The organism is Aeromonas allosaccharophila (assembly GCF_000819685.1).
Taxonomy (GTDB): Bacteria; Pseudomonadota; Gammaproteobacteria; order Enterobacterales; family Aeromonadaceae; genus Aeromonas; species Aeromonas allosaccharophila.
On the sequence record NZ_CDBR01000101.1, the window covers coordinates 1 to 21,950 of the forward strand.

General features: G+C 58.7%; 16 protein-coding genes and 1 pseudogene. 6 read left to right on the forward strand and 11 right to left on the reverse strand.

Annotated features, from left to right (window positions below; genetic code table 11):
• Positions 1–384, forward strand: a 384-nt coding sequence (locus BN1115_RS18350; protein ID WP_156135289.1) for an IS1595 family transposase, incomplete at its 5' end; no start/stop codon positions are given.
• 211 nt (positions 385–595) lie between these two features.
• Here the strand turns inward: BN1115_RS18350 and ppiD are convergent.
• The 6 genes from ppiD to tig all read right to left on the reverse strand — a co-directional run bounded on the left by ppiD (position 596) and on the right by tig (position 9,034).
• Positions 596–2,509 carry a peptidylprolyl isomerase gene (gene ppiD / locus BN1115_RS18355; protein WP_042658291.1) on the reverse strand — a complete coding sequence of 638 codons (1,914 nt, stop codon included), beginning with the start codon at positions 2,507–2,509 and terminating at the stop codon, positions 596–598.
• A 150-nt stretch (positions 2,510–2,659) separates the two neighbouring features.
• Positions 2,660–2,932, reverse strand: coding sequence for a nucleoid-associated protein HU-beta (gene hupB / locus BN1115_RS18360; protein ID WP_005315375.1), 273 nt, complete (start codon positions 2,930–2,932; stop codon positions 2,660–2,662).
• A 240-nt stretch (positions 2,933–3,172) separates the two neighbouring features.
• On the reverse strand, positions 3,173–5,527 hold the full coding sequence (lon, locus tag BN1115_RS18365; RefSeq protein ID WP_042658292.1) for an endopeptidase La: 2,355 nt from the start codon (positions 5,525–5,527) through the stop codon (positions 3,173–3,175).
• 141 nt (positions 5,528–5,668) lie between these two features.
• Positions 5,669–6,943, reverse strand: coding sequence for an ATP-dependent protease ATP-binding subunit ClpX (gene clpX, locus BN1115_RS18370; RefSeq protein WP_005336977.1), 1,275 nt, complete (start codon positions 6,941–6,943; stop codon positions 5,669–5,671).
• A 70-nt stretch (positions 6,944–7,013) separates the two neighbouring features.
• The gene (clpP, locus tag BN1115_RS18375) at positions 7,014–7,637 is read right to left on the reverse strand and encodes an ATP-dependent Clp endopeptidase proteolytic subunit ClpP (RefSeq protein WP_042062813.1); all 624 of its coding nucleotides are present in this window, start codon (positions 7,635–7,637) and stop codon (positions 7,014–7,016) included.
• A gap of 86 nt (positions 7,638–7,723) precedes the next feature.
• Positions 7,724–9,034, reverse strand: a complete 1,311-nt coding sequence (gene tig, locus BN1115_RS18380; protein WP_042062814.1) for a trigger factor — start codon at positions 9,032–9,034, stop codon at positions 7,724–7,726.
• A 441-nt stretch (positions 9,035–9,475) separates the two neighbouring features.
• Between tig and BN1115_RS18385 the strand changes: the two genes are divergently transcribed.
• Both BN1115_RS18385 and yfbR read left to right on the forward strand, forming a co-directional pair.
• Entirely contained in the window at positions 9,476–9,910 is a 435-nt protein-coding gene (locus BN1115_RS18385; RefSeq protein ID WP_042062816.1) for a YccF domain-containing protein, read from the forward strand.
• A gap of 94 nt (positions 9,911–10,004) precedes the next feature.
• Positions 10,005–10,595: a 5'-deoxynucleotidase gene (gene yfbR / locus BN1115_RS18390; RefSeq protein WP_042062817.1), complete on the forward strand. Its 591-nt coding sequence runs from the start codon at positions 10,005–10,007 to the stop codon at positions 10,593–10,595.
• Between the two features lie 92 nt (positions 10,596–10,687).
• On the opposite strand, the gene lolE is transcribed toward yfbR, so the two are convergent.
• From lolE to BN1115_RS18405, 3 genes are all read right to left on the reverse strand, one after another.
• Positions 10,688–11,929 (reverse strand): lipoprotein-releasing ABC transporter permease subunit LolE, encoded by a 1,242-nt coding sequence (gene lolE, locus BN1115_RS18395; protein ID WP_042658293.1) that lies wholly within the window; start codon positions 11,927–11,929, stop codon positions 10,688–10,690.
• Complete coding sequence (gene lolD, locus BN1115_RS18400) at positions 11,929–12,627, reverse strand: lipoprotein-releasing ABC transporter ATP-binding protein LolD (RefSeq protein ID WP_042658294.1); 699 nt, start codon at positions 12,625–12,627, stop codon at positions 11,929–11,931. The genes lolE and lolD overlap by 1 nt, the downstream gene beginning before the upstream one ends.
• Positions 12,628–12,715: 88 nt before the next feature.
• Positions 12,716–13,951: a lipoprotein-releasing ABC transporter permease subunit gene (locus tag BN1115_RS18405; RefSeq protein ID WP_042062820.1), complete on the reverse strand. Its 1,236-nt coding sequence runs from the start codon at positions 13,949–13,951 to the stop codon at positions 12,716–12,718.
• A gap of 76 nt (positions 13,952–14,027) precedes the next feature.
• Between BN1115_RS18405 and BN1115_RS18410 the strand changes: the two genes are divergently transcribed.
• On the forward strand, positions 14,028–14,603 hold the full coding sequence (locus BN1115_RS18410) for a hypothetical protein (protein ID WP_042062821.1): 576 nt from the start codon (positions 14,028–14,030) through the stop codon (positions 14,601–14,603).
• Between the two features lie 56 nt (positions 14,604–14,659).
• Positions 14,660–18,112 (forward strand): transcription-repair coupling factor, encoded by a 3,453-nt coding sequence (mfd, locus tag BN1115_RS18415; protein ID WP_042658295.1) that lies wholly within the window; start codon positions 14,660–14,662, stop codon positions 18,110–18,112.
• Between the two features lie 101 nt (positions 18,113–18,213).
• Here mfd and fbp read toward each other — a convergent pair whose 3' ends face one another.
• Positions 18,214–19,248, reverse strand: a complete 1,035-nt coding sequence (fbp, locus tag BN1115_RS18420) for a class 1 fructose-bisphosphatase (RefSeq protein WP_042658296.1) — start codon at positions 19,246–19,248, stop codon at positions 18,214–18,216.
• Between the two features lie 382 nt (positions 19,249–19,630).
• On the opposite strand from fbp, the gene BN1115_RS18425 reads away from it, so the two are divergent.
• Complete coding sequence (locus BN1115_RS18425; RefSeq protein WP_042658297.1) at positions 19,631–21,247, forward strand: peptide ABC transporter substrate-binding protein; 1,617 nt, start codon at positions 19,631–19,633, stop codon at positions 21,245–21,247.
• Positions 21,248–21,293: 46 nt separating this feature from the next.
• Here the strand turns inward: BN1115_RS18425 and BN1115_RS18430 are convergent.
• Positions 21,294–21,950: pseudogene (locus tag BN1115_RS18430) on the reverse strand (IS3 family transposase); the annotation flags it as partial.

Sequence of the window (21,950 nt, forward strand, 5' to 3'; positions counted from 1 at the left end):
GACCGTGCAGGCCACCATGCGGATTTTCAGCTGGAGAAGATGAATGCCGAGGCGCTCATCGCGGTTTTGAAGCCGGATGCAGTGTTGTGTAGCGATGGTGCAGGTGTGTATGCCAGTTTTAGCAAAGAGCAGGGCGTAACCCATCAGGTAGTGCACAATCGCCAAGGCGAACGGGTGGTCGGTGCGTATCACATTCAACACGTGAACGGGTATCACCATCGGTTGACAGAGTGGATGGAGCAGTTCCATGGCGTGGCGACCCACTATTTGAAGAACTACCTAGGTTGGCGCAGGATGCTGGAGCGTTACGGGAGGGGCGTAAATATCAAAGCGTGTTTGCATGAGGCGCTGGGGCACCCCATGCAACACGTAATTGGGACATAGCAATTTTTATCTCCCGTGTCCAAGACGACTGAGATGGCGTATGACTCAGGTACGACCACAGAAAGCCGCAGAGCAAAGCAGAAACAGTAAAGAGCAGAGAGCAGAGAGCAGAGAGCAGAGAGCAGAGAGCAGAGCTTGAGTATCCCCCTCACCCACAGATAAAAAAACGGCTCCATCAAGGAGCCGTTTTCAGTGGATTGCGCGGTGCCGATTACTCGACGGTCGCTTCCACACTGGTGAAGTACTCGATCTTGGCCGCTTTGCGCAGCGCGTCGATCAGAGACTTGTAACTCACCTGAGCTTTGCCCTGACCCAGCTGACCTTGCAGCATGGCGGCCATGCCGGATGCGGCGGCAGGGACGTTAACCTTGTCCAGCGCAACCACCACGCGGTCACCATTGGTCTCGGCAACCAGTGCCACGCTCGGCTTGCCATCTTTCGGATGGGGCAGTGTGAACGCCTGGGCAATCAGGTTCTGATCCAGTTCGCGATCGAAGCGGGCAACCCCTTTGTGGGTCTCCACTTTCAGACCGAGTGCAGCCAGATCGGCGGTGATGCTCTCACCGACCTTCAGCTTGTCCAGCAGGCCCTGCGCCTTGCCACGGGCCACTTCACCGGCCTTGTCATGCTTGATGGCGGCAATCACCTGCTCTTTCACTTCAGCCAACGGCTTGACGGCCTTTGGCTGGTGGCCGGTGATGTGCAGCACCAGCGCCTTGCCATCGGAGAGCTCAATCACGTCGGAGTTGGTGTTGTCATCGCGCAGCTGCTCGGAGAACGCCACGGAAAGCACCTTGGGATCGTTCAGCGGAGCCGGGGCAGTCGCCTGGGTGAAGAAATCGGAAGATTGAACCTTCATCCCCATGGCATCAGCGGTGAGATCCAGCGAGTCCGGGTTTTCGAAGCTGTTGTCAGCCATCTTCTGCTGCTCGGCGAAGAACAGCTCCTTGGCCTTGTCAGCTTGCAGACGAGTGATGGTCTCTTCCTTCACATCGGCAAACGGCTTGGTCTGGGCAGCTTCAACCCCCAGCAGCTTGATGATGTGGAAACCAAACGGGCTCTTCACCACGGTGGAGAGATCACCTGCCTTGTTCAGGGCGAACGCGGCTTTTTCGAAGGCCGGATCCATCACCCCTTTCTCGAACCAGTCCAGCTCGCCGCCTTTTTTGGCGGAGAAGGTATCGGCAGAGTCAGCCTTGGCCAGCGCAGCGAAATCATCACCCGCCTTGGCTTTGGCCAGCACGGCTTCTGCTTTCTGCTCGGCTGCTTTCTCGTCCTTGCCAAACGGGATCAGGATGTGAGCCACATGACGACGCTCGGCACGCTGGAACAGATCCTGGTGCTGATCGTAGTAATCCTGAGCATCCTGCTCGGTGACCTTGATATCTTTGCCGAGGTTGGCAGCGTCCAGCAGCAGATAGTCGACCTTGACCTGCTCGTCGTTCATGAAACGGGCGCCATTGGTCTTGTAGTACTGCTCCAGCTCGTTGTCGGAGACCTGAACATCATCCACATAGTTGGCGGCAGCCAGACGCACCAGACGCAGATCGCGAGTCTGGTTGTAGAGCTTGTCGAGCTGCTCCGCTTCACCCTTGAGGGAGAATTCGGTGCCCATCAGGGCGCCCATCAGCTGTTGACGCACCATGTCCTGACGCAGAGAGTCACGGAACATTTCGGGAGTCATACCGGCACGACGGATCAGTTGCAGATAGCGATCGTTGTTGAACTTGCCGTTTTCGGCAAACTCAGGCATCTCCACGATGGCTTGCTTGATCTGCTCGTCGCTGATGCGCAGACCCAGTTCACGGGCCTTGCTGTCCAGCAACGCCTGATCGATCAACCGATCCAGCACGCCACGGCGGAACTGTTTCATGTAATCGGGGTTCGCGGCCAGCTGGCTGAATGCCTCTCCCATCTGGGATTCCATGCGGGCGCGCTCGTTACGGTAGGCATTTTCCAGTGCCGCAGCACTGATCTCGGTGCCATTGACGGTGGCGGGGGCGGTACGGGCCGGGCCGTTCAGGTAGCTACCTACACCAGCCAAGGCAAAGGAGAGGATGATCAGGCCCAAGATAACCTTGGCTACCTTGCCCTGCGCCCCTTCGCGTAGTTTATCCAACATCATGTTTGTACTTATGCTCCCGAACTCGATGGGCGTAAACAATAAAAAGGCGCACCGATTGCGATGCGCCTTGGTCAATCAGTATGAGAGAAGACTCTCTAACTTGTCTGGTCTGCGACCAAGGACGGTAGCCGACGGATATCAGCGACCGACTTAGTTAACAGCGTCTTTCAGGGCCTTACCGGCTTTGAAGGCAGGAACTTTACCAGCAGCGATTTCGATGGTCGCGCCAGTCTGCGGGTTACGGCCTGAACGGGCAGCACGCTCGCGTACAGCGAAAGTACCGAAACCAACCAGAGCAACCTGGTCACCCTCTTTCAGCGCTTCACCAACAGCATCAATGAAGGCATCCAACGCACGGCCAGCGGCAGCTTTGGAGATATCGGCACCGTCTGCAATCTTGTCAATCAGTTGAGATTTATTCACTCTTATATTCCCCTTTTATCAAACACCGCTGCGGCGCTGATTTCCCTGGCCACAACAAGTGGAGGTTTTATAGCAAGCCTCCTGATCAGTTGCAAGTGACAATCTGGCGCAAACCCGCGCCACACAACGCATTGCGACTCATCACGAGTACCCGATCGGTGGTCAAGGCTACTTCCGTTATCGGGCGCATGCAAGCCTTAACCACCCGTCGAATGCGCCAAATTTGCGGCGCATCAACATTTACACGACAGAAACGCGTTCAAACCCCTGCGGATTGTCCTGCAACGCCAGTTCCAGCACCTCGTCAATCCAGCGAACCGGATAAATTTCAAGGTCTTGTTTGACGTTTGCCGGGATCTCCTCAAGGTCACGCTCGTTCTCTTTCGGAATAAGCACTCGCTTGATGCCGCCACGATGGGCTGCCAGCAACTTCTCCTTGAGACCACCGATGGGCAGCACTTCGCCGCGCAGGGTGATCTCCCCTGTCATCGCCACATCAGCACGAACCGGATTACCGGTCAAGCTGGAGACCAGGGCGGTACACATGGCGATACCGGCACTCGGACCATCTTTCGGGGTTGCCCCTTCCGGTACGTGCACGTGGATATCGCGCTTCTCGTAGAAGTCGGCGTTGATGCGCAACTTCTCGGCACGGGCCCGCACCACCGTCATGGCCGCCTGGATGGACTCCTGCATCACGTCACCGAGGGAACCGGTGTAAGTGAGCTTGCCCTTGCCCGGCATGTTGGTGGTTTCGATGGTGAGCAGATCGCCCCCCACTTCGGTCCACGCCAGACCACACACCTGACCCACCTGGTTCTGGTCGGTGGCCTTGCCATAATCGAAACGCTGCACCCCGAGGAACTCCTTGAGGTTGGCCTGATTGACCTGCACATGCTTGATGCTCTTGTCCAGCAGGATGCGCTTGACTGCCTTGCGACAAATCTTGGAGATCTCGCGCTCCAGACTCCGCACCCCCGCCTCGCGGGTGTAGTAGCGGATCACCCCGACCAGGGCAGAATCTTCGATGGTGATCTCGGACTCTTTCAGGCCGTTGCGCTGGATCTGCTTGGCCACCAGATGCTGCTTGGCAATGTTGAGCTTCTCATCTTCGGTGTAACCGGAGAGACGGATCACTTCCATCCGGTCCAGCAACGGACCCGGGATGTTCATGGAGTTGGAAGTGGCCACGAACATGACGTCCGACAGGTCATAATCCACTTCCAGATAGTGATCGTTGAAGCTGTTGTTCTGTTCCGGATCCAGCACTTCCAGCAAGGCGGATGCGGGATCCCCACGCATGTCCGAGCTCATCTTGTCGATCTCGTCGAGCAGGAACAGCGGGTTCTTCACGCCGACTTTCGCCATCTTCTGGATAAGCTTGCCAGGCATGGAACCGATATAGGTACGGCGGTGACCGCGGATCTCCGCTTCGTCACGCACCCCACCCAAGGCCATCCGCACATACTTGCGGCCCGTCGCCTTGGCGATGGATTGGCCCAGCGAGGTCTTGCCCACACCGGGAGGCCCAACCAGACAGAGGATAGGGCCCTTGAGCTTGTTCACCCGCGCCTGTACCGCCAGATATTCGAGGATGCGATCCTTGACCTTCTCGAGGCCATAGTGATCGGCGTCCAGCACCTCTTGCGCCTTGCCAAGGTCTTTCTTGACCTTGGAGCGCGCCTTCCACGGCACCTGTACCATCCAGTCCACATAGCTGCGAACCACGGTAGCCTCGGCGGACATGGGCGACATCATTTTCAGCTTGGCGAGCTCTGCCAACGCCTTTTCACGGGCATCAGCCGGCATACCGGCCTCTTCAATCTTGCGATTGAGGGCTTCAAACTCATCCGGGCTGTCTTCCAGCTCACCCAGCTCTTTCTGGATGGCCTTCATCTGCTCGTTGAGGTAGTACTCGCGCTGGCTCTTCTCCATCTGCTTCTTGACGCGCGTACGGATGCGTTTCTCGACCTGCAGCAGGTCAATCTCCGACTCCATCATCGCCATCAGGAATTCGATGCGCTCGGAAACCGAGACGATCTCCAGCACCTTCTGCTTGTCTTCCAGCTTGAGCGGCATGTGGGCCGCCATGGTGTCGGCCAGACGCGCAGCATCGTCGATCGCCGAGATCGAGGTCAGTACCTCGGGCGGGATCTTCTTGTTGAGCTTGATATAGCCTTCAAACTGGCCGATAGCGGAGCGCACCAGCACGTCCTGATCCTTCTCCTCAATGGCTTGGGAGGGGATGTACTGGGCCTCGCAGACAAAGAAATCCTTGTCGTCGATCATCCGCTCCAGGCGGGCACGCTGCCCCCCCTCTACCAGCACCTTGACGGTGCCGTCCGGCAGCTTGAGCATCTGCAGAATATTGGCCACTGTCCCGACGGTGAAGATCTCCTCCACAGTCGGCTCGTCGGTTGACGCATCCTTCTGGGCCACCAGCAGAACTTTCTTGTCCTGCTCCATGGCCGCTTCCAGACAGCGAATGGATTTTTCCCGCCCCACAAAGAGTGGAATGACCATGTGGGGGTAAACCACCACGTCACGAAGAGGCAGGACGGGAATCTCGATGCGTTCTGAACGCTCTAGGTTCATATATGTCCTCTCGGCTTGTTATACCGTTGGCAAAGCGCTTGGCTGAGTATATGGGGGCGCTGAGATGAGATTCAATCGCCGAAACCGCAAAAAGCATGAAAGGGGCAAAAAGCCCCTTCCATTTGATTAAAAATCAGACGTTTACTCTGATGCAGCAGCCTGGGTCTCAGGATTTTCGTAGATCATCAAGGGCGCGGAGTCCCCTTTGATCACGGTCTCGTCGATCACCACCTTGCTGACCCCTTCCAGAGAAGGCAGGTCATACATGGTATCCAGCAGCACCGCTTCCACGATGGAGCGCAGACCACGAGCACCGGTTTTACGCTCCATCGCCTTGCGGGCAATGGCGTTGAGTGCGTCGTCACGGAACTCCAGCTCAACCCCTTCCAGATCGAACAACGCAGCATACTGTTTGGTCAGCGCGTTTTTCGGCTCTTTCAGGATCTGGATAAGGGCAGACTCGTCCAGTTCGGTCAGGGTCGCGACCACAGGCAGACGGCCGATGAACTCGGGGATCAGACCATATTTGATCAGATCTTCCGGCTCCACCTTGGCGAAGGTCTCGCTCAGGGTGGCCTTGGCATCCTTGGATTTCACCTCGGCGCCAAAACCGATACCGGTTCCCTTCACGGAACGCTGCTCGATCACCTTGTCCAGACCGGCAAAGGCACCGCCACAGATGAAGAGGATCTTGGAGGTATCAACCTGCAAGAACTCCTGCTGCGGATGCTTGCGACCACCTTGCGGCGGCACGGAAGCGATGGTCCCTTCGATCAGCTTGAGCAGTGCCTGCTGTACCCCTTCCCCGGAGACATCGCGGGTGATGGAGGGGTTGTCCGACTTGCGAGAGATCTTGTCGATCTCGTCGATGTAGACGATGCCACGCTGGGCCTTCTCTACGTCGTAGTCGCACTTTTGCAGCAGCTTCTGGATGATGTTCTCCACGTCCTCGCCCACATAACCGGCTTCGGTCAGGGTGGTCGCATCGGCCATGGTGAACGGCACATCCAGCAGACGAGCCAGGGTCTCGGCCAGCAGGGTCTTGCCGCTACCGGTCGGGCCAATCAGCAGGATGTTGGATTTGCCGAGCTCCACACCACTGTTTTCGCCGCTGTTACGCAGACGCTTGTAGTGGTTGTAAACCGCAACGGCCAACACCTTCTTGGCGTACTCCTGCCCGATCACATAGTCATCGAGATGAGCGCGGATCTGATGAGGGGTCGGCAGCTCGTTACCATCGCGCTTGGGAGAGATCTCGCGGATCTCTTCGCGGATGATGTCGTTGCACAGCTCGACGCACTCATCACATATGTAGACGGAAGGGCCAGCGATCAGCTTGCGCACTTCATGCTGGCTTTTGCCGCAAAAAGAGCAGTAGAGCAGCTTATCACCCTCACCCTTGCGTTTTTCTGTCATTCAGCAACCTCGTTTTATCAATAGAGGATGGATCGGCCTGTTGAGTTTACAACAGACCGGGACACCCTGCTCAGCTACGCTGGCTCAGGACACCGTCTACCAGACCATAGGCCACGGCCTGCTCGGCGGACATGAAGTTGTCACGATCGGTGTCACGCTCGATGGTAGCCATGTCCTGACCGGTATGGAACGCCAGACGCTCGTTCAGGGTATTTTTGATCTTCAGGATCTCCTGGGCGTGGATCTGGATATCAGATGCCTGGCCCTGGAAGCCACCCAGCGGCTGGTGGATCATCACGCGAGCGTTCGGCAGGCAGAAACGCTTGCCCTTGGCGCCACCGGCCAGCAGGAAGGCGCCCATGGAGCAGGCCTGACCCATGCAGACGGTGCTGACATCCGGCTTGATGAACTGCATGGTGTCATAGATAGACATGCCCGCAGTCACCGACCCACCCGGCGAGTTGATGTAGATATAGATGTCCTTGTCCGGATTCTCGGACTCGAGGAACAGCAGTTGGGCAACCACCAGATTGGCCATCTGATCTTCAACCTGACCGGTCAGGAAGATCACCCGCTCTTTGAGCAGACGGGAGTAAATATCGTAGGAACGTTCACCCTTGGCAGTCTGCTCTACCACCATCGGGATGAGTGCATTGCGTGGGGATTCGGTTACATCGTTATAGTTTTTATACATAAGGCATTGTCCCTAAAATAAAATGGCCCGAGTGGAGATCACACGAGCCATTATACTTAACAGTCTTGACCTTAAGTCAAATGTTCTTAGGCAGCGGCGCCAGACTTGTTGATCACGTCGTCAAAGGCAACTTCTTTTTCGGTCACTTGCGCTTTGGACAGGATCAGGTCGATGGCTTGATCTTCAACTGCCAGGTTACGAACGCCGTTCAGCATCTGCTCGTTCTTCTGGTAGTACTCGATCACTTCCTTCGGATCTTCGTAGGCAGTCGCCATGGACTCGATGATGCTGGTTACGCGAGCATCGTCAGCCTTGATCTCGTTGGTGCGGATCACGTCGCCCAGCAGCAGGCCAACGCGTACCCGACGCTCGGCTTGAGCCTGGAACAGTTCAGCCGGCAGCTCGGGAGCGTTGCCGCCCTGGAAACCACCGAAGCGCTGCAGCGCCTGTTGACGCAGGGTATCGATCTCTTGAGCAACAGCGGCCTTCGGCAGGTCGATCATGTTGGCTTCAACCAGACCGTTCAGAACCTGCTCTTTCACGCTGTTTTTCAGGGCTTGAGCCAGTTCGCGCTCCATGTTCTTGCGCACTTCGGCTTTCAGCTCTTCAACAGAACCGCTTTCGATACCGAAACGCTTGACGAACTCTTCGGTCAGCTCAGGCAGGATCTGCTCTTCAACCTTGATCAGCTTGGAAGCGAACTTGGCTTCTTTGCCTTTCAGGTTTTCAGCGTGGTAGTCAGCCGGGAAGGTCACTTCGATGGTGAACTCGTCGCCCGCTTTCTTGCCCATGATGGCGTCTTCGAAGCCCGGGATCATACGGCCAGCGCCCAGCACCAGGTTGAAGCCTTCAGCTTTGCCGCCGTCGAACTCTTCACCGTCGATGGAACCGACGAAGTCCAGGGTCACACGCATGCCATTGGCAGCGGCAACATCGGCATCAGCCCAGGTAGCGTGCTGCTTGCGCAGGGTGTCGATCATGTTGGCCAGATCTTCATCCTTTACGGTCGCAACCGGCTTCTCGACCTTGATGGTCTCGAGACCCGCAACTTCGAACTCCGGGTACACTTCGAAGGTGGCGGTGAATTCGAAATCCTGACCTTCCTGGATCTCTTTCGGATCCATGGTCGGGGCACCGGCCGGGCTCAGTTTGTTTTCGATGATGGCTTTGATGAAGTTGCTCTGCATCATTTCATCAGCAACGCGGGCGTGAGCCATGGCGCCGAACATCTTCTTGATGATGGCAACCGGAGCTTTGCCAGGACGGAAACCGTCGATGCGACGAGTTTTGGCCAGGCCATTCAATTCTTTACGCACAGCGGCGTCTACGGTAGCGGCCGGTACAGTGATGGTAAGACGGCGTTCCAGACCCTGGGTTGTCTCTACAGAAACTTGCATTCTTCTACCTCGTTCAACTCAGCACTGTGTGCTGACCCTTATTGCCCCTGGGCAAAGCCCGGAGTCTTCCTGTTTATAAAGACAACAATATGTCTTTGTGATGAGAAAATATGACGCGGCATTATAGCGGCGCACTTTGGTCGAGTCGAGCCACACATCCCCCACATTGAGCGGCGTGAAAGCACAATTCGTGCAAAACTGCCCTTTATATGGGGAGAGAGGCACCCGACTTCAACCATCCGGTGACGATAATTTTGCGTTTGTTCACCTTTTTTCAGCCGAATGCCGATTTATTACCCATTTTTCGCCGCAAAACGGGCCGCTGTCGCTGGCGGCGACTTAATTTGTCCAGCCAAATGGCGATTGACCGAATCAACCATTGCGTCCCCTGCCCTCCCTCGTTATGGTGGCAGCCAAATTGATGTATCTGGAGTCACTCACATGGCCTTTTTCCGCTTCTTGTTCAATCTGCTCTGGTTTGTACTGGGAGGTATATTTATGGGCCTGGCCTGGTGGCTGGCCGGTCTTATCTGCTTTATCTCGCTGGTCGGCATCCCCTGGGGACGCGCCTGCTTCGTGATCGGCACCTTTACCTTCTTCCCGTTTGGCAAGCAGGCGGTCAATCGCAAGACCATGACCGGCCAGAGCGATATCGGCACCGGCACCCTGGGGCTGATTGGCAACATCCTCTGGTTCGTGCTGATCGGTATCTGGCTGGCCATCGGTCACATCGCTTCCGCGCTGGCCTGCTTCGTGACCATTATCGGTATCCCGTTCGGTATCCAGCACCTCAAGCTGGCACTGATCAGCCTGGCCCCCATCGGCCAGATGATTGTGACCAACCACGAGGCGGAATCGGGTCGCTATATCCGCTAACAGCGAGAAAATGCGCGGGCAGACGCTGCCCTGCAACGAAAAAAAAGGGCAGACTGGGGTCTGCCCTTTTCTATTCTCTTTTGTTGAGGCCATCATGTTACCCAGCCACTTTTTCGCCAATCTCGCCCGCATGAAGCTCATCTACCGCTGGCCTCTGATGCGCAACATCCAGCCGGAAAATATCGCCGAGCACAGCCTGCAGGTCGCCATGGTGGCCCATGCCCTCGGCATCATCAAAAACCGGCTGTTTGGCGGCAGCGTGAATGCCGACCGCGCCGCCGTGATGGCGCTCTATCACGACAGCAGCGAGGTGCTGACCGGCGATCTGCCTACCCCGGTCAAATACTTCAACCCCGAAATCGCCCGCGAGTACAAAAAGATAGAGCTGGCCGCCGAGCAGCGTCTGCTCGCTATGTTGCCACCTGAGCTGGTCGAGGACTTTCGCCCGCTGCTCGATTCGGCAGCCCAGGATGGCGAGCTGGCCCGACTGGTGAAAGATGCCGACACCCTCTGCGCCTATACCAAGTGTCTGGAGGAGATCAACGCGGGCAACCGGGAGTTTGAACCGGCTCGCAAGCGCCTCGAAGCCATGCTGGAAGCCCGGATGAGCGAGGAGATGCGCTACTTTATCGACACCTTCGTGGCCAGCTTCTCCCTGCCACTCGATGAGCTGAACGCCCACTAAGCCACGTCACTCAACCTGAAAACAGAAGGGCCCGCCGGTTTGCACCGGCGGGCCCTTCATTATTTATTTCATTGCGGATCAGATGCGGCGCATCAGTGACCCAGTTCGCGCGACGGCACCAGACCGCTCGCCCGCCAGGCGGGATAGAGGGTCGCCAGCAGGCTCATCAGAATGGCGGCGCCTGTCACGATCAGCAGATCCTGCATATGCAACTCGGTCGGCAAGAAGTCGATGAAGTAGATATCCGGATTGAGGAAGCGGTGGCCAATGAGCGTTTCGACAACGCTCAGGATCTGGGTCAGCTTGCTGGAGAGCAACCCACCGAGCAGGGCACCAAGCAGCGCACCGGCTACACCGTTGACCATCCCCTGAATGACGAAGGTGAGCCGGATCTGGCCGGGGCTCGCCCCCATGGTTTTCAGGATGGCAATCTCGCTGCGCTTCTCGTTCACCGCCATCACCAGAGTGGAGACAATATTGAAACAGGCGACGGCCACCACCATCAGCATCACCACATACATGACGGTGCGCACCATCTGGATGTCCTGATAGAGATAGCCCTGACTGTTCATCCAGCTGCGGATATAGACGTGATGGGGGAACTGCTGCGCGGCGGCTACCGTGATGGATTGCGCCTTGAGCACATCGCTCACCCGCAGGCTGAAGCCCTCCACATCGCTGCCCATACCGGTGATGGTCTGGGCATCGGCCAGGTGCATAAAGCCGAGCAGGCCGTCGAGCTGACCGCCAATTTCCAGCAGTCCCACCACGGTCAGGGCTTCGCGCCGGGGATTCTTGATCCCGGCCTGATCGCCCCCTTGCGGCAGCAGCAGGGCGACAGCGTCCCCTACCTTGACCCCGAGCTTGTCGGCGATGGTCTTGCCGAGGATCACCCCATGCTCGCCCGGTTGCAGCTCACGCAGGCCGCGACCTGTCATGTATTTGCCCGCATCCGACAGATTGGCTTCAAGCTCCGGCAGCACGGCGCGCAGTTGCACCCCCTTGAGGTCGGAGCCGTGCTCCAGCAGGCCATTGAGGCGAATGACCGGCGCAGCCGCCTCGACACCCGGCTGGGCCAGCAGGTAGTCGCGCAGGCGGGGCCAATCCGGCAGCGGCCACTCGACGGCGTCCAGCTCACCTTGCGGCACGACCGAGAGCACCCGATCTTTGAGCTCCCGCTCGAAACCGTTCATGGCGGAGAGGCCCAGGATCAACGCCATCACCCCGAGGGCGATACCGATCAGGGAAGAGGCAGAGATAAAGGCGATAAACCCGTTGCGACGGCGGGAGCGGCTGTAACGCAGGCCCAGAAAGAGGGGCAGCGGTTTGAACATCAGGCAACCTCCGCCATCACGCCGCTCACCAAGGTCACCCGGCGATGGAGCTTGGCCGCCAGGCTCAGATCGTGGGTCACCACCACAAAGGCGGTGCCCAGTTCACGATTCAGTTCACACAGCAACTCGTACACCGCAGTGGCACTGGCGTGATCCAGATTGCCGGTGGGTTCGTCCGCCAGCACCAGACTCGGCTCGTTGACCAGCGCCCGGGCGATCGCCACCCGCTGGCGTTCGCCACCAGAAAGCTCGGAGGGACGGTGGTTCAAGCGATGGGAGAGCCCTACCCGTCCCAACATTCTGGTCGCCTTTTCGGTGGCAACCGCCACCGACTCACCGGCGATCAGCAGCGGCATGGCCGCATTTTCCAGCGCACTGAACTCGGAGAGCAGGTGGTGGAACTGGTAGACAAAGCCCAGCTCGCGGTTGCGAAAACGGGCCTGGGTACAGCTGTCCCAATGGTGGATATCCTCCCCCTTGAACAGCACGGCGCCGCTGGAGGGGTTGTCGAGCGCCCCCATCAGATGCAGCAGAGTGGTCTTGCCGGAGCCCGAGCTCCCCACCACCGCCAGCATTTCACCGGGCGCGACACAGAGATCGATCCCCTTGAGCACCTGAGTCTCCAGCTCCCCCTCTTTATAGACATGATTGAGCGCCTGGCAGCGCAGCAGAGGTTCACGGGATACGGCTTCATTCATAACAGGGGCTCCACTTGCCTCGGTAACAACGCTGGCACCCGCAACAACGGGGGCACCAGTCACAACAGAAGATGTATTATTCACGGCATTACTCATAACGCAGCGCCTCAGCCGGTTTCACCCGCGCAGCGCGGGCCGCCGGATAGAGGGTGGCACTGAAGCTCAGCAGCACGGCGCCGAGCAAAATGGTGATGACCTGAGCCGGCTCGACGATGACCGGCAGACCACTGCCACCGGCCGCCATATAGAGGTTGAGCCCCACCGCATTGAGCAGGGGGTTGAGACCCAAGGAGAGCGCAAGGCCCGCCAGTCCGCCAAACAGGGCACCAATCACCCCGCTGGAGGCGCCAAGCACCATGAAGATTTTGACGATCCCCGATTCACTCATGCCCATGGTGCGCAGGATGGCCACTTCGCCCTCCTTGTCCGTCACCACCATCACCAGCGCAGAGAGGATGTTGAAGGTGGCGACGGCGATGATCAGCACCAGCATCAGCCCCATCATCCGTTTTTCCATGGCGACCGCCTGGAACAGCTCGCCCCGCTCGCGGCGCCAATCCTGCCATAGCAGCCCGTCCGGCAACGGTGTCTTGATCACCTCGTCGGCCGCAAACGGATCATCGAGCCAGAGGCGAATGCCACCGACGGTTTCTGTCGGCAGGCGCAGCAGCCGCTGGGCATCCCCCAGCGCGATCAGCGCAATCTGGTTATCCACGTCGGCGCCGACCCCGAAGATGCCGGAGACGGTAAAGAGGCGCTGGGCCGGTACCCGGCCAAACGGGGTGAAGCGAGTCCCTTCAGTCAGGATCAGCCGAACCTGATCACCGATGGAGACATTGAGGCGGCGTGCCACCCCCTGCCCCAGCACGATGCGGTAGTGACCGGCCTGCAAGGTATCGAGGCGCCCCCCCAGCATCTGGGAGTGCAGGATGTCATCCTTGGGCCAGTGTGCAGGATCGATCCCCTGCACGCTCACCCCGGTCAGCTGGCCGGGGCTTTGCAGCATCCCTTCGCTGTCGAGCATGGGGGCCGAGGCGACCACATGGGGGAGTTTGGCCAGATCCGGCAAGCCTTGCGGGTCAGCATCAATGCGGCCAGCCTGATTGGTCACCACCACATGGGGGATCACCCCGAGGATGCGCCCTTTGAGCTGCCCTTCGAAACCGTTCATCACCGAAATGACCACCATCAGGGCGGCAACCCCGATGGCGATGCCAAAGGTAGAGAACAGGGAGATAAATGAGACGAAGCGATTGCTGCGCTTCGAGCCTGCATAACGCAGGCCGATGGCCAGCGAAAGGGGCTGAAAAAGTCCGGTCTTCAAGGATATGTACGTTGCCAACAAAATAAGATACCGGATAATAAAGGGAAACCGTCCATGACAACAAGGGATAGCCTCCATGCAGGAACAGTTCTTCAGCGTCACTCATGCCACGCCGGTCAATGTGATCCCCATGCCGGCCGACTTCCATCTCCCCTCGCTGGCGGAGCTGGACGCTGAGCTGCCGGAGCCCTTTCGGATCTCCTCGGCCATTACCTCCATCGATCTGGTGACCACTCGCCTGCTGCGCAACCAGAACGAGTCGATGCACGATCTGATCGAGATCGTCAATCAGCAGTCCCGCAAGATCGACATGATCATGGGCTATGTGCTCTCCGTGCAGGACCATCCGGAGCAGCGCTTCCACACCCTGCGTTTCAGTGCCGGCCAGCTCACCTACCTGCACCCCTATCATGGTCATGGTGATGCGCCGCACCTGCACCAGATAGTGCGCCTCAAGATTTTCCTGCGGGAAGAGGCGGCCGCCATCTACTGCTATGGCCAGGTCAAGCAGCTCGACGGCAGTGAACATGGTACCCATGTGCTGCTCGACTATGTGCGGATCCGCGAAGATGACCGTGAACTGCTGGTACGTGCCAGCCTCCACGTGCAATCGAAACAGCTCAAGCTGCGCGCCCAAGAGCGTCAGCGCTAACCAGAGCGAACGTCAGCGATAGATAACGTCAACGTTAAAAGAATCGAACCATGCCAATGAAACTCCCCGCCTTGCCCGCCAAAGCGGGCCAAAAGATCACGCTCGGCCAGCTGGTCGGCAGCAGCCTCTCGCTGATTGCAGCCCGTCTCACCAGCGAAGCCAAGGGGCCGGTACTGCTTATCACCGCCGATACCCCGAGTGCCCTGCGTCTCGAACAGGAACTGCAATACCTGCAGGCCGACAAGGGCTGCCCGGTGCTGCTGTTCCCGGATTGGGAGACCCTGCCCTACGACACCTTCTCCCCTCATCAGGACATCATCTCCCAGCGGCTCGAGACCCTCTACAAGCTGCCGCAGATGAGCAAGGGGGTGTTGATCGTCCCCATCTCCACCCTGATGTTGCGCTGCGCTCCCCGCGCCTACCTCGACAAATACAGCCTGATGGTGAAGGCAGGTCAGCGTCTCAACCTGCAACAGCTGCGCGGGCGGCTGGCGGAAGCGGGTTACGTGGCGGTGGATCAGGTGCTGGAGCATGGCGAATTTGCCGCCCGCGGCTCCCTGCTCGATCTCTTCCCGATGGGCAGCAACAGCCCCTATCGCATCGACTTCTTCGATGACGAGGTGGACTCCATCCGCCCGTTCGATCCCGAGACCCAGCGCTCCAGCGAGCCGGTCAAGAGCGTCAGCCTGCTGCCTGCCCGGGAGTTCCCCACCGACGAGGCGGCTATCGAGCTGTTTCGCGGCCAGTTCCGCGAGCAGTTCGAACTGTCGCGGGCCGAGGGCTCCGTCTATCAGGAGGTGAGCAAGGGGCGCTGGCCCGCAGGTATCGAGTACTATCTACCGCTCTTCTTCAACCAGACCGCCAGCCTGTTTGGCTATCTGCCGGAAGATACCCTGCTGCTCACAGTGGGGGATATCTACCCCGCCGCCCAGCGCTTCTGGAATGACATAGGCCAACGTTATGAAGACCGACGCTGGGACAACACCCGCCCGCTGTTGCCACCGGCGCAGCTCTATTTGCCGGTGGAACAGCTCTTTGCCGCCCTTGGCCAATATGGCGCGGTGCGGCTGCAAGAGGCCGCCACCGCGGGCGATGCCGGTCAGCACGATCTGCCCATCTCGGCGCTGCCCGATCTGCAACTCGATCACAGCAAGGAGCAACCCCTGCTGGCGCTGAACCAGTTCCTGCAAGGCTTTGCCGGACGCACCCTGTTTGCGGTGGAATCCGAAGGGCGGCGGGAGGTGCTCGGCGATCTGCTGGCGCGCATCTCGCTGCAACCCAAAGAGTTCCCCTCCCTCGACGCCTTTATGGCGAGCCAGGATCGTCACGGCCTGCTGGTCGCACCGCTTGAACGTGGCTTCCTGTGGCAGGAGGCCGGTCAGGATCCATTGGCGCTGATCACCGAGACCGAGCTGCTGGGCGGCAAAGTGCGCAGCAAGCGGGCACGGGAGAAGAGCAAAAACTTAAGCTCGGACGCGGTGATCCGCAACCTCGGCGAGCTGACCCAGGGCCAGCCGGTGGTGCATCTGGATCACGGGGTCGGCCGCTATCTGGGGCTGGAGACCATCGACGCCGGTGGCTTGCCCACCGAGTTCCTCACCCTCGAATATGCCGGCGGCGACAAGCTGTTCGTGCCGGTCACCAGTTTGCACCTCATCAGCCGCTACACCGGCTCTGATAACCCGCCCAGCCACAAGCTGGGTGGCGAGGCCTGGGTCAAGGCGCGGCGCAAGGCGGCGGAAAAAGTGCGCGACGTGGCCGCCGAGTTGCTGGATGTCTACGCCATACGTGCCGCCCGCGCCGGTTTTGCCTTCAAGCACGACAAAGAGGCCTACCGCCAGTTTGCCGCCAGCTTCCCGTTCGAGGAGACCGACGATCAGCTCAACGCCATCAATGCGGTGCTGGGGGACATGTGTCAGGCCAAGAGCATGGACCGACTGGTGTGCGGCGACGTGGGTTTCGGCAAGACCGAAGTGGCGATGCGGGCGGCGTTTGTGGCCGTCCATGGCGGCAAGCAGGTCGCCGTGCTGGTGCCCACCACTCTGCTGGCGCAACAGCACTACGACAACTTCCGCGACCGCTTCGCCAACTGGCCGGTGCGGGTCGAGGTGCTGAGCCGCTTCCGCTCAGCCAAAGAGCAAAATGCCGTGATGAAGGAGCTGGCCGAGGGCAAGGTGGACATCATCATCGGCACCCACAAGCTGCTCGGCTCCGAACTCACCTTCAAGGACTTGGGGCTGCTCATCGTCGATGAGGAGCATCGCTTCGGGGTACGCCAGAAGGAGAAGATCAAGGCACTGCGGGCCGATGTGGATATCCTCACCCTCACCGCCACCCCCATTCCGCGTACTCTCAACATGGCGATGTCCGGCATGCGGGATCTCTCCATCATCGCCACCCCGCCCGCCAAGCGACTCGCCATCAAGACCTTCGTGCGCCAGCACGAACCGGCTGTGGTGCGCGAGGCGGTGCTGCGGGAATTGAAGCGCGGCGGTCAGGTCTACTACCTGCACAACGATGTGGAGAGCATCGAGAAGTGCGCCGCCGATCTTGCCGAATTAGTACCCGAGGCCCGCATCGGCATCGCCCACGGCCAGATGCGCGAGCGCGACCTTGAGCGGATCATGTCCGACTTCTACCACCAGCGCTTCAACCTGCTGGTCTGCACCACCATCATCGAGACCGGTATCGACGTGCCGAGCGCCAACACCATCATCATGGATCGGGCGGATCATCTCGGTCTGGCCCAGCTGCACCAGCTGCGGGGCCGGGTTGGCCGCTCCCACCATCAGGCCTATGCCTACCTGCTCACCCCCCATCCCAAGCTGATGACCAAGGATGCGGCGAAGCGGCTGGAGGCGATCGCCTCGCTCGAAGATCTCGGCGCCGGTTTTGCACTGGCGACCCACGATCTGGAGATCCGTGGCGCAGGCGAACTGCTCGGCGACGATCAGAGCGGCCAGATCGAATCGGTCGGCTTCACCCTCTACATGGAGATGCTGGAACAGGCGGTCGAAGCACTGAAAAACGGCAAGGAGCCGTCGCTGGAGCAGCTGATGAGCCAGCACACCGAGGTGGAGCTGCGCCTGCCTGCGCTGTTGCCGGATGACTATATTCCGGACGTCAATATGCGTCTCTCCATGTACAAGCGGATCGCCAGCGCGGCGGACGAGCAGGAGCTGCGGGAGCTGAAAGTGGAGCTGATCGACCGCTTTGGCCTGCTGCCGGAGGCGACCAAAACCCTGCTGGAGCTGGCGGCCTTCCGCCAGCGTGCCACCGCCCTTGGCATTCGCCGGGTGGAGATGAGCGAGCGCGGCGGCTATCTCGACTTCACCCAGGAGACCAAGGTCAATCCGGCCTATCTGGTCAAGCTGCTCTCCAGCCAGCCACGGGTCTACAAGATGGACGGGCCGACCCGACTGCGTTTCCAGGTGCCGACCCAGGATCGCGCCATGCGCCTGAAACTGGTGGATGGTTTGCTGGCGGATCTGGCCAACAACAGCCTGTGAGTCTCTGCAACGCTGGCGGCGAGCCAGCACGATAACGCCAACCAAAACGGGAGCCAAATCGGCTCCCGTTTTTTTATTCGCTATCAGTCAAATGCGTACTATCAGCCCTGGTTGGCCGGATCCTCGTGGGCAGAGAACTCGCGCATAAAGGCCTCGGCCCGCTCCACCATCTTGGTCGAGCCCACGAAGTAAGGGGTACGCTGGTGCAGCGCGGTGGGCTGGAGATCCATGATGCGACCAAAGCCATCGGAGGCCTTGCCACCGGCCTGCTCCACCAGAAACGCCATCGGGTTGCACTCATAGAGCAGGCGCAGCTTGCCGTTCGGCGAGTTGGTGCCGGACGGATAGATGTAGATGCCGCCCTTGAGCAGGTTGCGATGGAAATCAGAGACCAGCGAGCCGATATAGCGGGAGGTGTAGGGTCTGTGGGTCGCCTCATCGCGCTCCTGACAATATTTCAGGTACTTCTTCACCCCGTCCGGGAACTTGATGTAGTTGCCCTCGTTGATGGAGTAGATCTTGCCCTCTTCCGGAATACGGATGTTCTCGTGAGAGAGGCAGAAGCAGCCGATGGAAGGGTCGTAGGTAAAACCATTGACGCCAAAGCCGGTGGTGTAGACCAGCATGGTGGAGGAGCCGTAGACCACATAACCGGCGGCGACCTGACGGTTGCCAGGTTGCAGGAAGTCCCCCAGCGTCACCGGCGAACCCTGCGGGCTCAAACGGCGGTAGATGGAGAAGATGGTCCCGACCGAGACGTTGACGTCGATGTTGGAGGAGCCATCGAGCGGGTCGATCAGCACCACATACTTGGAGTTTTTGGAGAGCGGCGAGTCAAAGGCTACGAAGTCCTCTTCCTCTTCCGAGGCCATGCCGCACACCTCGCCGCGCGCTTCCAGCGCCGCCTTGAAGCGTTCGTTGGCATAGACATCCAGCTTCTGCTGCACCTCGCCCTGTACGTTTTCAGCGCCCATGGAACCGATGATATCCGCCAGTCCCGCCTTGTTGATCTCCCGGTTCACCACCTTGGCAGCAAGGCGGATTGAGCTGAGCAACGAGGTCAGCTCGCCGGTCGCGGTTGGATAATCCGCCTGCTTTTTGACGATGAACTCACCCATGGTGATCATGTTTCGCATTTTTGTTCCTTTAGATCGCATCCGTTGGCATTGAAAACGTTTGCAGGCATCGGCAAAAAAAATGCCGATCTCCGGCGGCCTTGATTTGTAACCTAATGTAACGTCTGTTTTTTGTTTTTGCAGCGAATTAAGCGGCCTAATAATTAGGCTATTTCAGCTGATTTTATGGTAACTGGCGCCTTTTATACGGTTTCATTCGATAACTTTTGGCCTCTTAATTCGTGGCAATAACCTGCAGCAAGCCACGATCTGACTGGCCTTGCGCCATTTAAAATGGAGTCTGATGGGCCTGCTCATCCTTCAGCCATTGCCTCTTGAGATCCAATCGCCAATCCAGCACACTGATTTCGCTTTGGAAGCAAATAAAACTCAAGGATTATCAATGAACAAGACTCTCATTGCCGGCATGGTAGCCGGACTGTTTGCCCTTCCCGCCTGGGCTGCCCAGGTGCCTGCCGGTACCAAGCTGCTACCGGATGCCCAACAAATCTACGTGACCAATATTGGCACCGAGCCCACCACCATCGACCCCCAGCTGGTGGAAGAGAGTGCCGGTAGCGAGATCGTCAACGATCTGTTTGAAGGGCTCTACGTACTGGATGGCAAAGGCAAGACCCAGCCCGCTGGCGCTGTCAGCTACGAGGTCGACAAGACCGGTACCGTCTACACCTTCAAGCTGAGGCCCGAGGCCAAATGGTCTAACGGTGAACCGGTCACCGCCGCCGATTATGTCTACGGCTGGCAACGGGCAGCCGATCCCAAGACCGCCTCCAACTACGCCTGGTTTATCGAGTTGACCGGTGTGGTCAATGCTGGCGAGGTGATCCAGGGCAAGAAGAGCCCGTCAGAGCTCGGGATCAAGGCGCTGGATGACTACACCCTGCAGGTGACCCTGAAAAATCCGGTCCCCTTCTTCCTGAAGATGCTGGCCCACTACACCACGTTCCCGGCCCCCAAAGCCACCATCGAAAAATTTGGCAAGGAGTGGGTCAAACCGGGCAACATAGTCTCCAACGGCGCGTTCGTGCTCAAGGAGTGGACCCCCAACGAGCGGCTGAGTGCCGAGCGCAATACCCATTACTGGGACAACCAGCACACCGTCCTGAACAAGGTGGTCTATCTGGAGATCGTCTCCGAAACCGCCGCTTACAATCGCTACCGCACCGGCGAGCTGCACTACACCACCTACCCGCTGGAGCAGTACAAGCACATCAAGAGCCAGAGCCCGCAAGATCTGGTCAGCGCCCCCATGCTCGCCACCTATTACTATGTGTTCAACGTGAACCGCAAACCGTTCGATGATCCGAAAGTGCGCAAGGCGCTCTCACTGGCCCTCGACCGGGAGACCATCACCGACAAGATCCTGGGACAAGGGCAACTGCCCGCCTTCAGCCTGACCCCACCGAGTGTCGATGGTTTTGACCTGAAAAAACCGGACAGTCAGCAGCAGAGCAAAGAGGAGCGGATCAAGCAGGCCAAAGCGCTGTTGGCCGAAGCGGGTTATGGCCCGGACAAACCGCTCAGCGTGGATATCCTCTACAACACCAACGAGAGCCATAAAAAGATCGCGCTGGCTGTCTCCTCCATGTGGAAACACAACCTGGGGGTCACCGCCACCCTCAACAACATGGAGTGGAAAACCATGGTCTCGGCACTCAACGAGGGGGATTTCGGGGTTAGCCGCTACTCCTGGAACGGGGACTATAACGATGCCTCCACCTTCCTCGATATCCTGACCTCCAGCAGCAGCGCCAACAGCGGCAAGTGGTTCAACAAGGAGTATGATGCCCTGCTGGCCAAGGCCCACGACTCGCAGGATGCGGCCGAGCGCAATCAGCTCTACCAGCAGGCAGAAGCACTGATCGAGGCTGACGCCCCTATCGCGCCGCTCTACTTCTACGTCAAATCGCGGCTGCTCAAACCGTTCGTCAAGGGTTACCCCTATGAGAGCCCGCAAGACATCGTCTATAGCCGGGACCTCTATCTGGTCGCCCAATAGACACTGACTACACAGACCAGCCAGATTTTGACGCCGCCTGTAGTGGTCAACTAAATCCGGACACTTGGTTAGGCCGAACCTCGGCTTTTGCTGGCGGTATCCCGTCATTGTGTTGATGTGGACGCCGCCAGTTGTAGTAATCCATCAGGTAATAACTGATATCCCGCTTTGCTTCCCGCAGACCCATGTACCCCGTTGCCGGGAGCCACTCTGACTTCAGGCTTCTGAACAATCGCTCCATCGGGGCGTTATCCCAGCAATTACCACGCCGACTCATGCTCTGGGTCATGCGATAACGCTACCGTCGTTGCCGAAATGCCCGGCTGCCATATTGGCTGCCTTGGTCAGAGTGAAACAGCACGCCAGATGGGCAACCCCGTTGCTGATAGGCCATCTCCAGCGCTTTTATTGCCAATTCTGCATCTGGTTTGTCAGACATCGCCCAGCCCTCGACCCGCCGGGTATGCAGGTCGAGCACCGCGGCCAGGTAATGCCAACGACCACCGGCCCAGACGTAGGTGATATCGCCACACCACACATGGTTAGGTTGCGGAACATCAAATTCGCGGGCCAGCAGATTGGGAATATCCGGCCGTTCAGACTGTGCCACCTTATAACGGTGTGCACCCGGCTGCCTGGATGCCAGCCCGGCTTCCTTCATCAGGTTACGTACTTTGGATCGGCCAATCTGATACCCCAACTC

Excerpts from the sequence above, each read along its gene's own strand:
- ppiD (WP_042658291.1), bottom strand. The coding sequence starts at position 2,509 with ATGATGTTGGATAAACTACGCGAAGGGGCGCAGGGCAAGGTAGCCAAG.
- lon (WP_042658292.1), bottom strand. The coding sequence starts at position 5,527 with ATGAACCTAGAGCGTTCAGAACGCATCGAGATTCCCGTCCTGCCTCTT.
- clpX (WP_005336977.1), bottom strand. The coding sequence starts at position 6,943 with ATGACAGAAAAACGCAAGGGTGAGGGTGATAAGCTGCTCTACTGCTCT.
- clpP (WP_042062813.1), bottom strand. The coding sequence starts at position 7,637 with ATGTATAAAAACTATAACGATGTAACCGAATCCCCACGCAATGCACTC.
- tig (WP_042062814.1), bottom strand. The coding sequence starts at position 9,034 with ATGCAAGTTTCTGTAGAGACAACCCAGGGTCTGGAACGCCGTCTTACC.
- BN1115_RS18385 (WP_042062816.1), top strand. The coding sequence starts at position 9,476 with ATGGCCTTTTTCCGCTTCTTGTTCAATCTGCTCTGGTTTGTACTGGGA.
- yfbR (WP_042062817.1), top strand. The coding sequence starts at position 10,005 with ATGTTACCCAGCCACTTTTTCGCCAATCTCGCCCGCATGAAGCTCATC.
- lolE (WP_042658293.1), bottom strand. The coding sequence starts at position 11,929 with ATGTTCAAACCGCTGCCCCTCTTTCTGGGCCTGCGTTACAGCCGCTCC.
- lolD (WP_042658294.1), bottom strand. The coding sequence starts at position 12,627 with ATGAATGAAGCCGTATCCCGTGAACCTCTGCTGCGCTGCCAGGCGCTC.
- BN1115_RS18410 (WP_042062821.1), top strand. The coding sequence starts at position 14,028 with ATGCAGGAACAGTTCTTCAGCGTCACTCATGCCACGCCGGTCAATGTG.
- mfd (WP_042658295.1), top strand. The coding sequence starts at position 14,660 with ATGAAACTCCCCGCCTTGCCCGCCAAAGCGGGCCAAAAGATCACGCTC.
- fbp (WP_042658296.1), bottom strand. The coding sequence starts at position 19,248 with ATGCGAAACATGATCACCATGGGTGAGTTCATCGTCAAAAAGCAGGCG.
- BN1115_RS18425 (WP_042658297.1), top strand. The coding sequence starts at position 19,631 with ATGAACAAGACTCTCATTGCCGGCATGGTAGCCGGACTGTTTGCCCTT.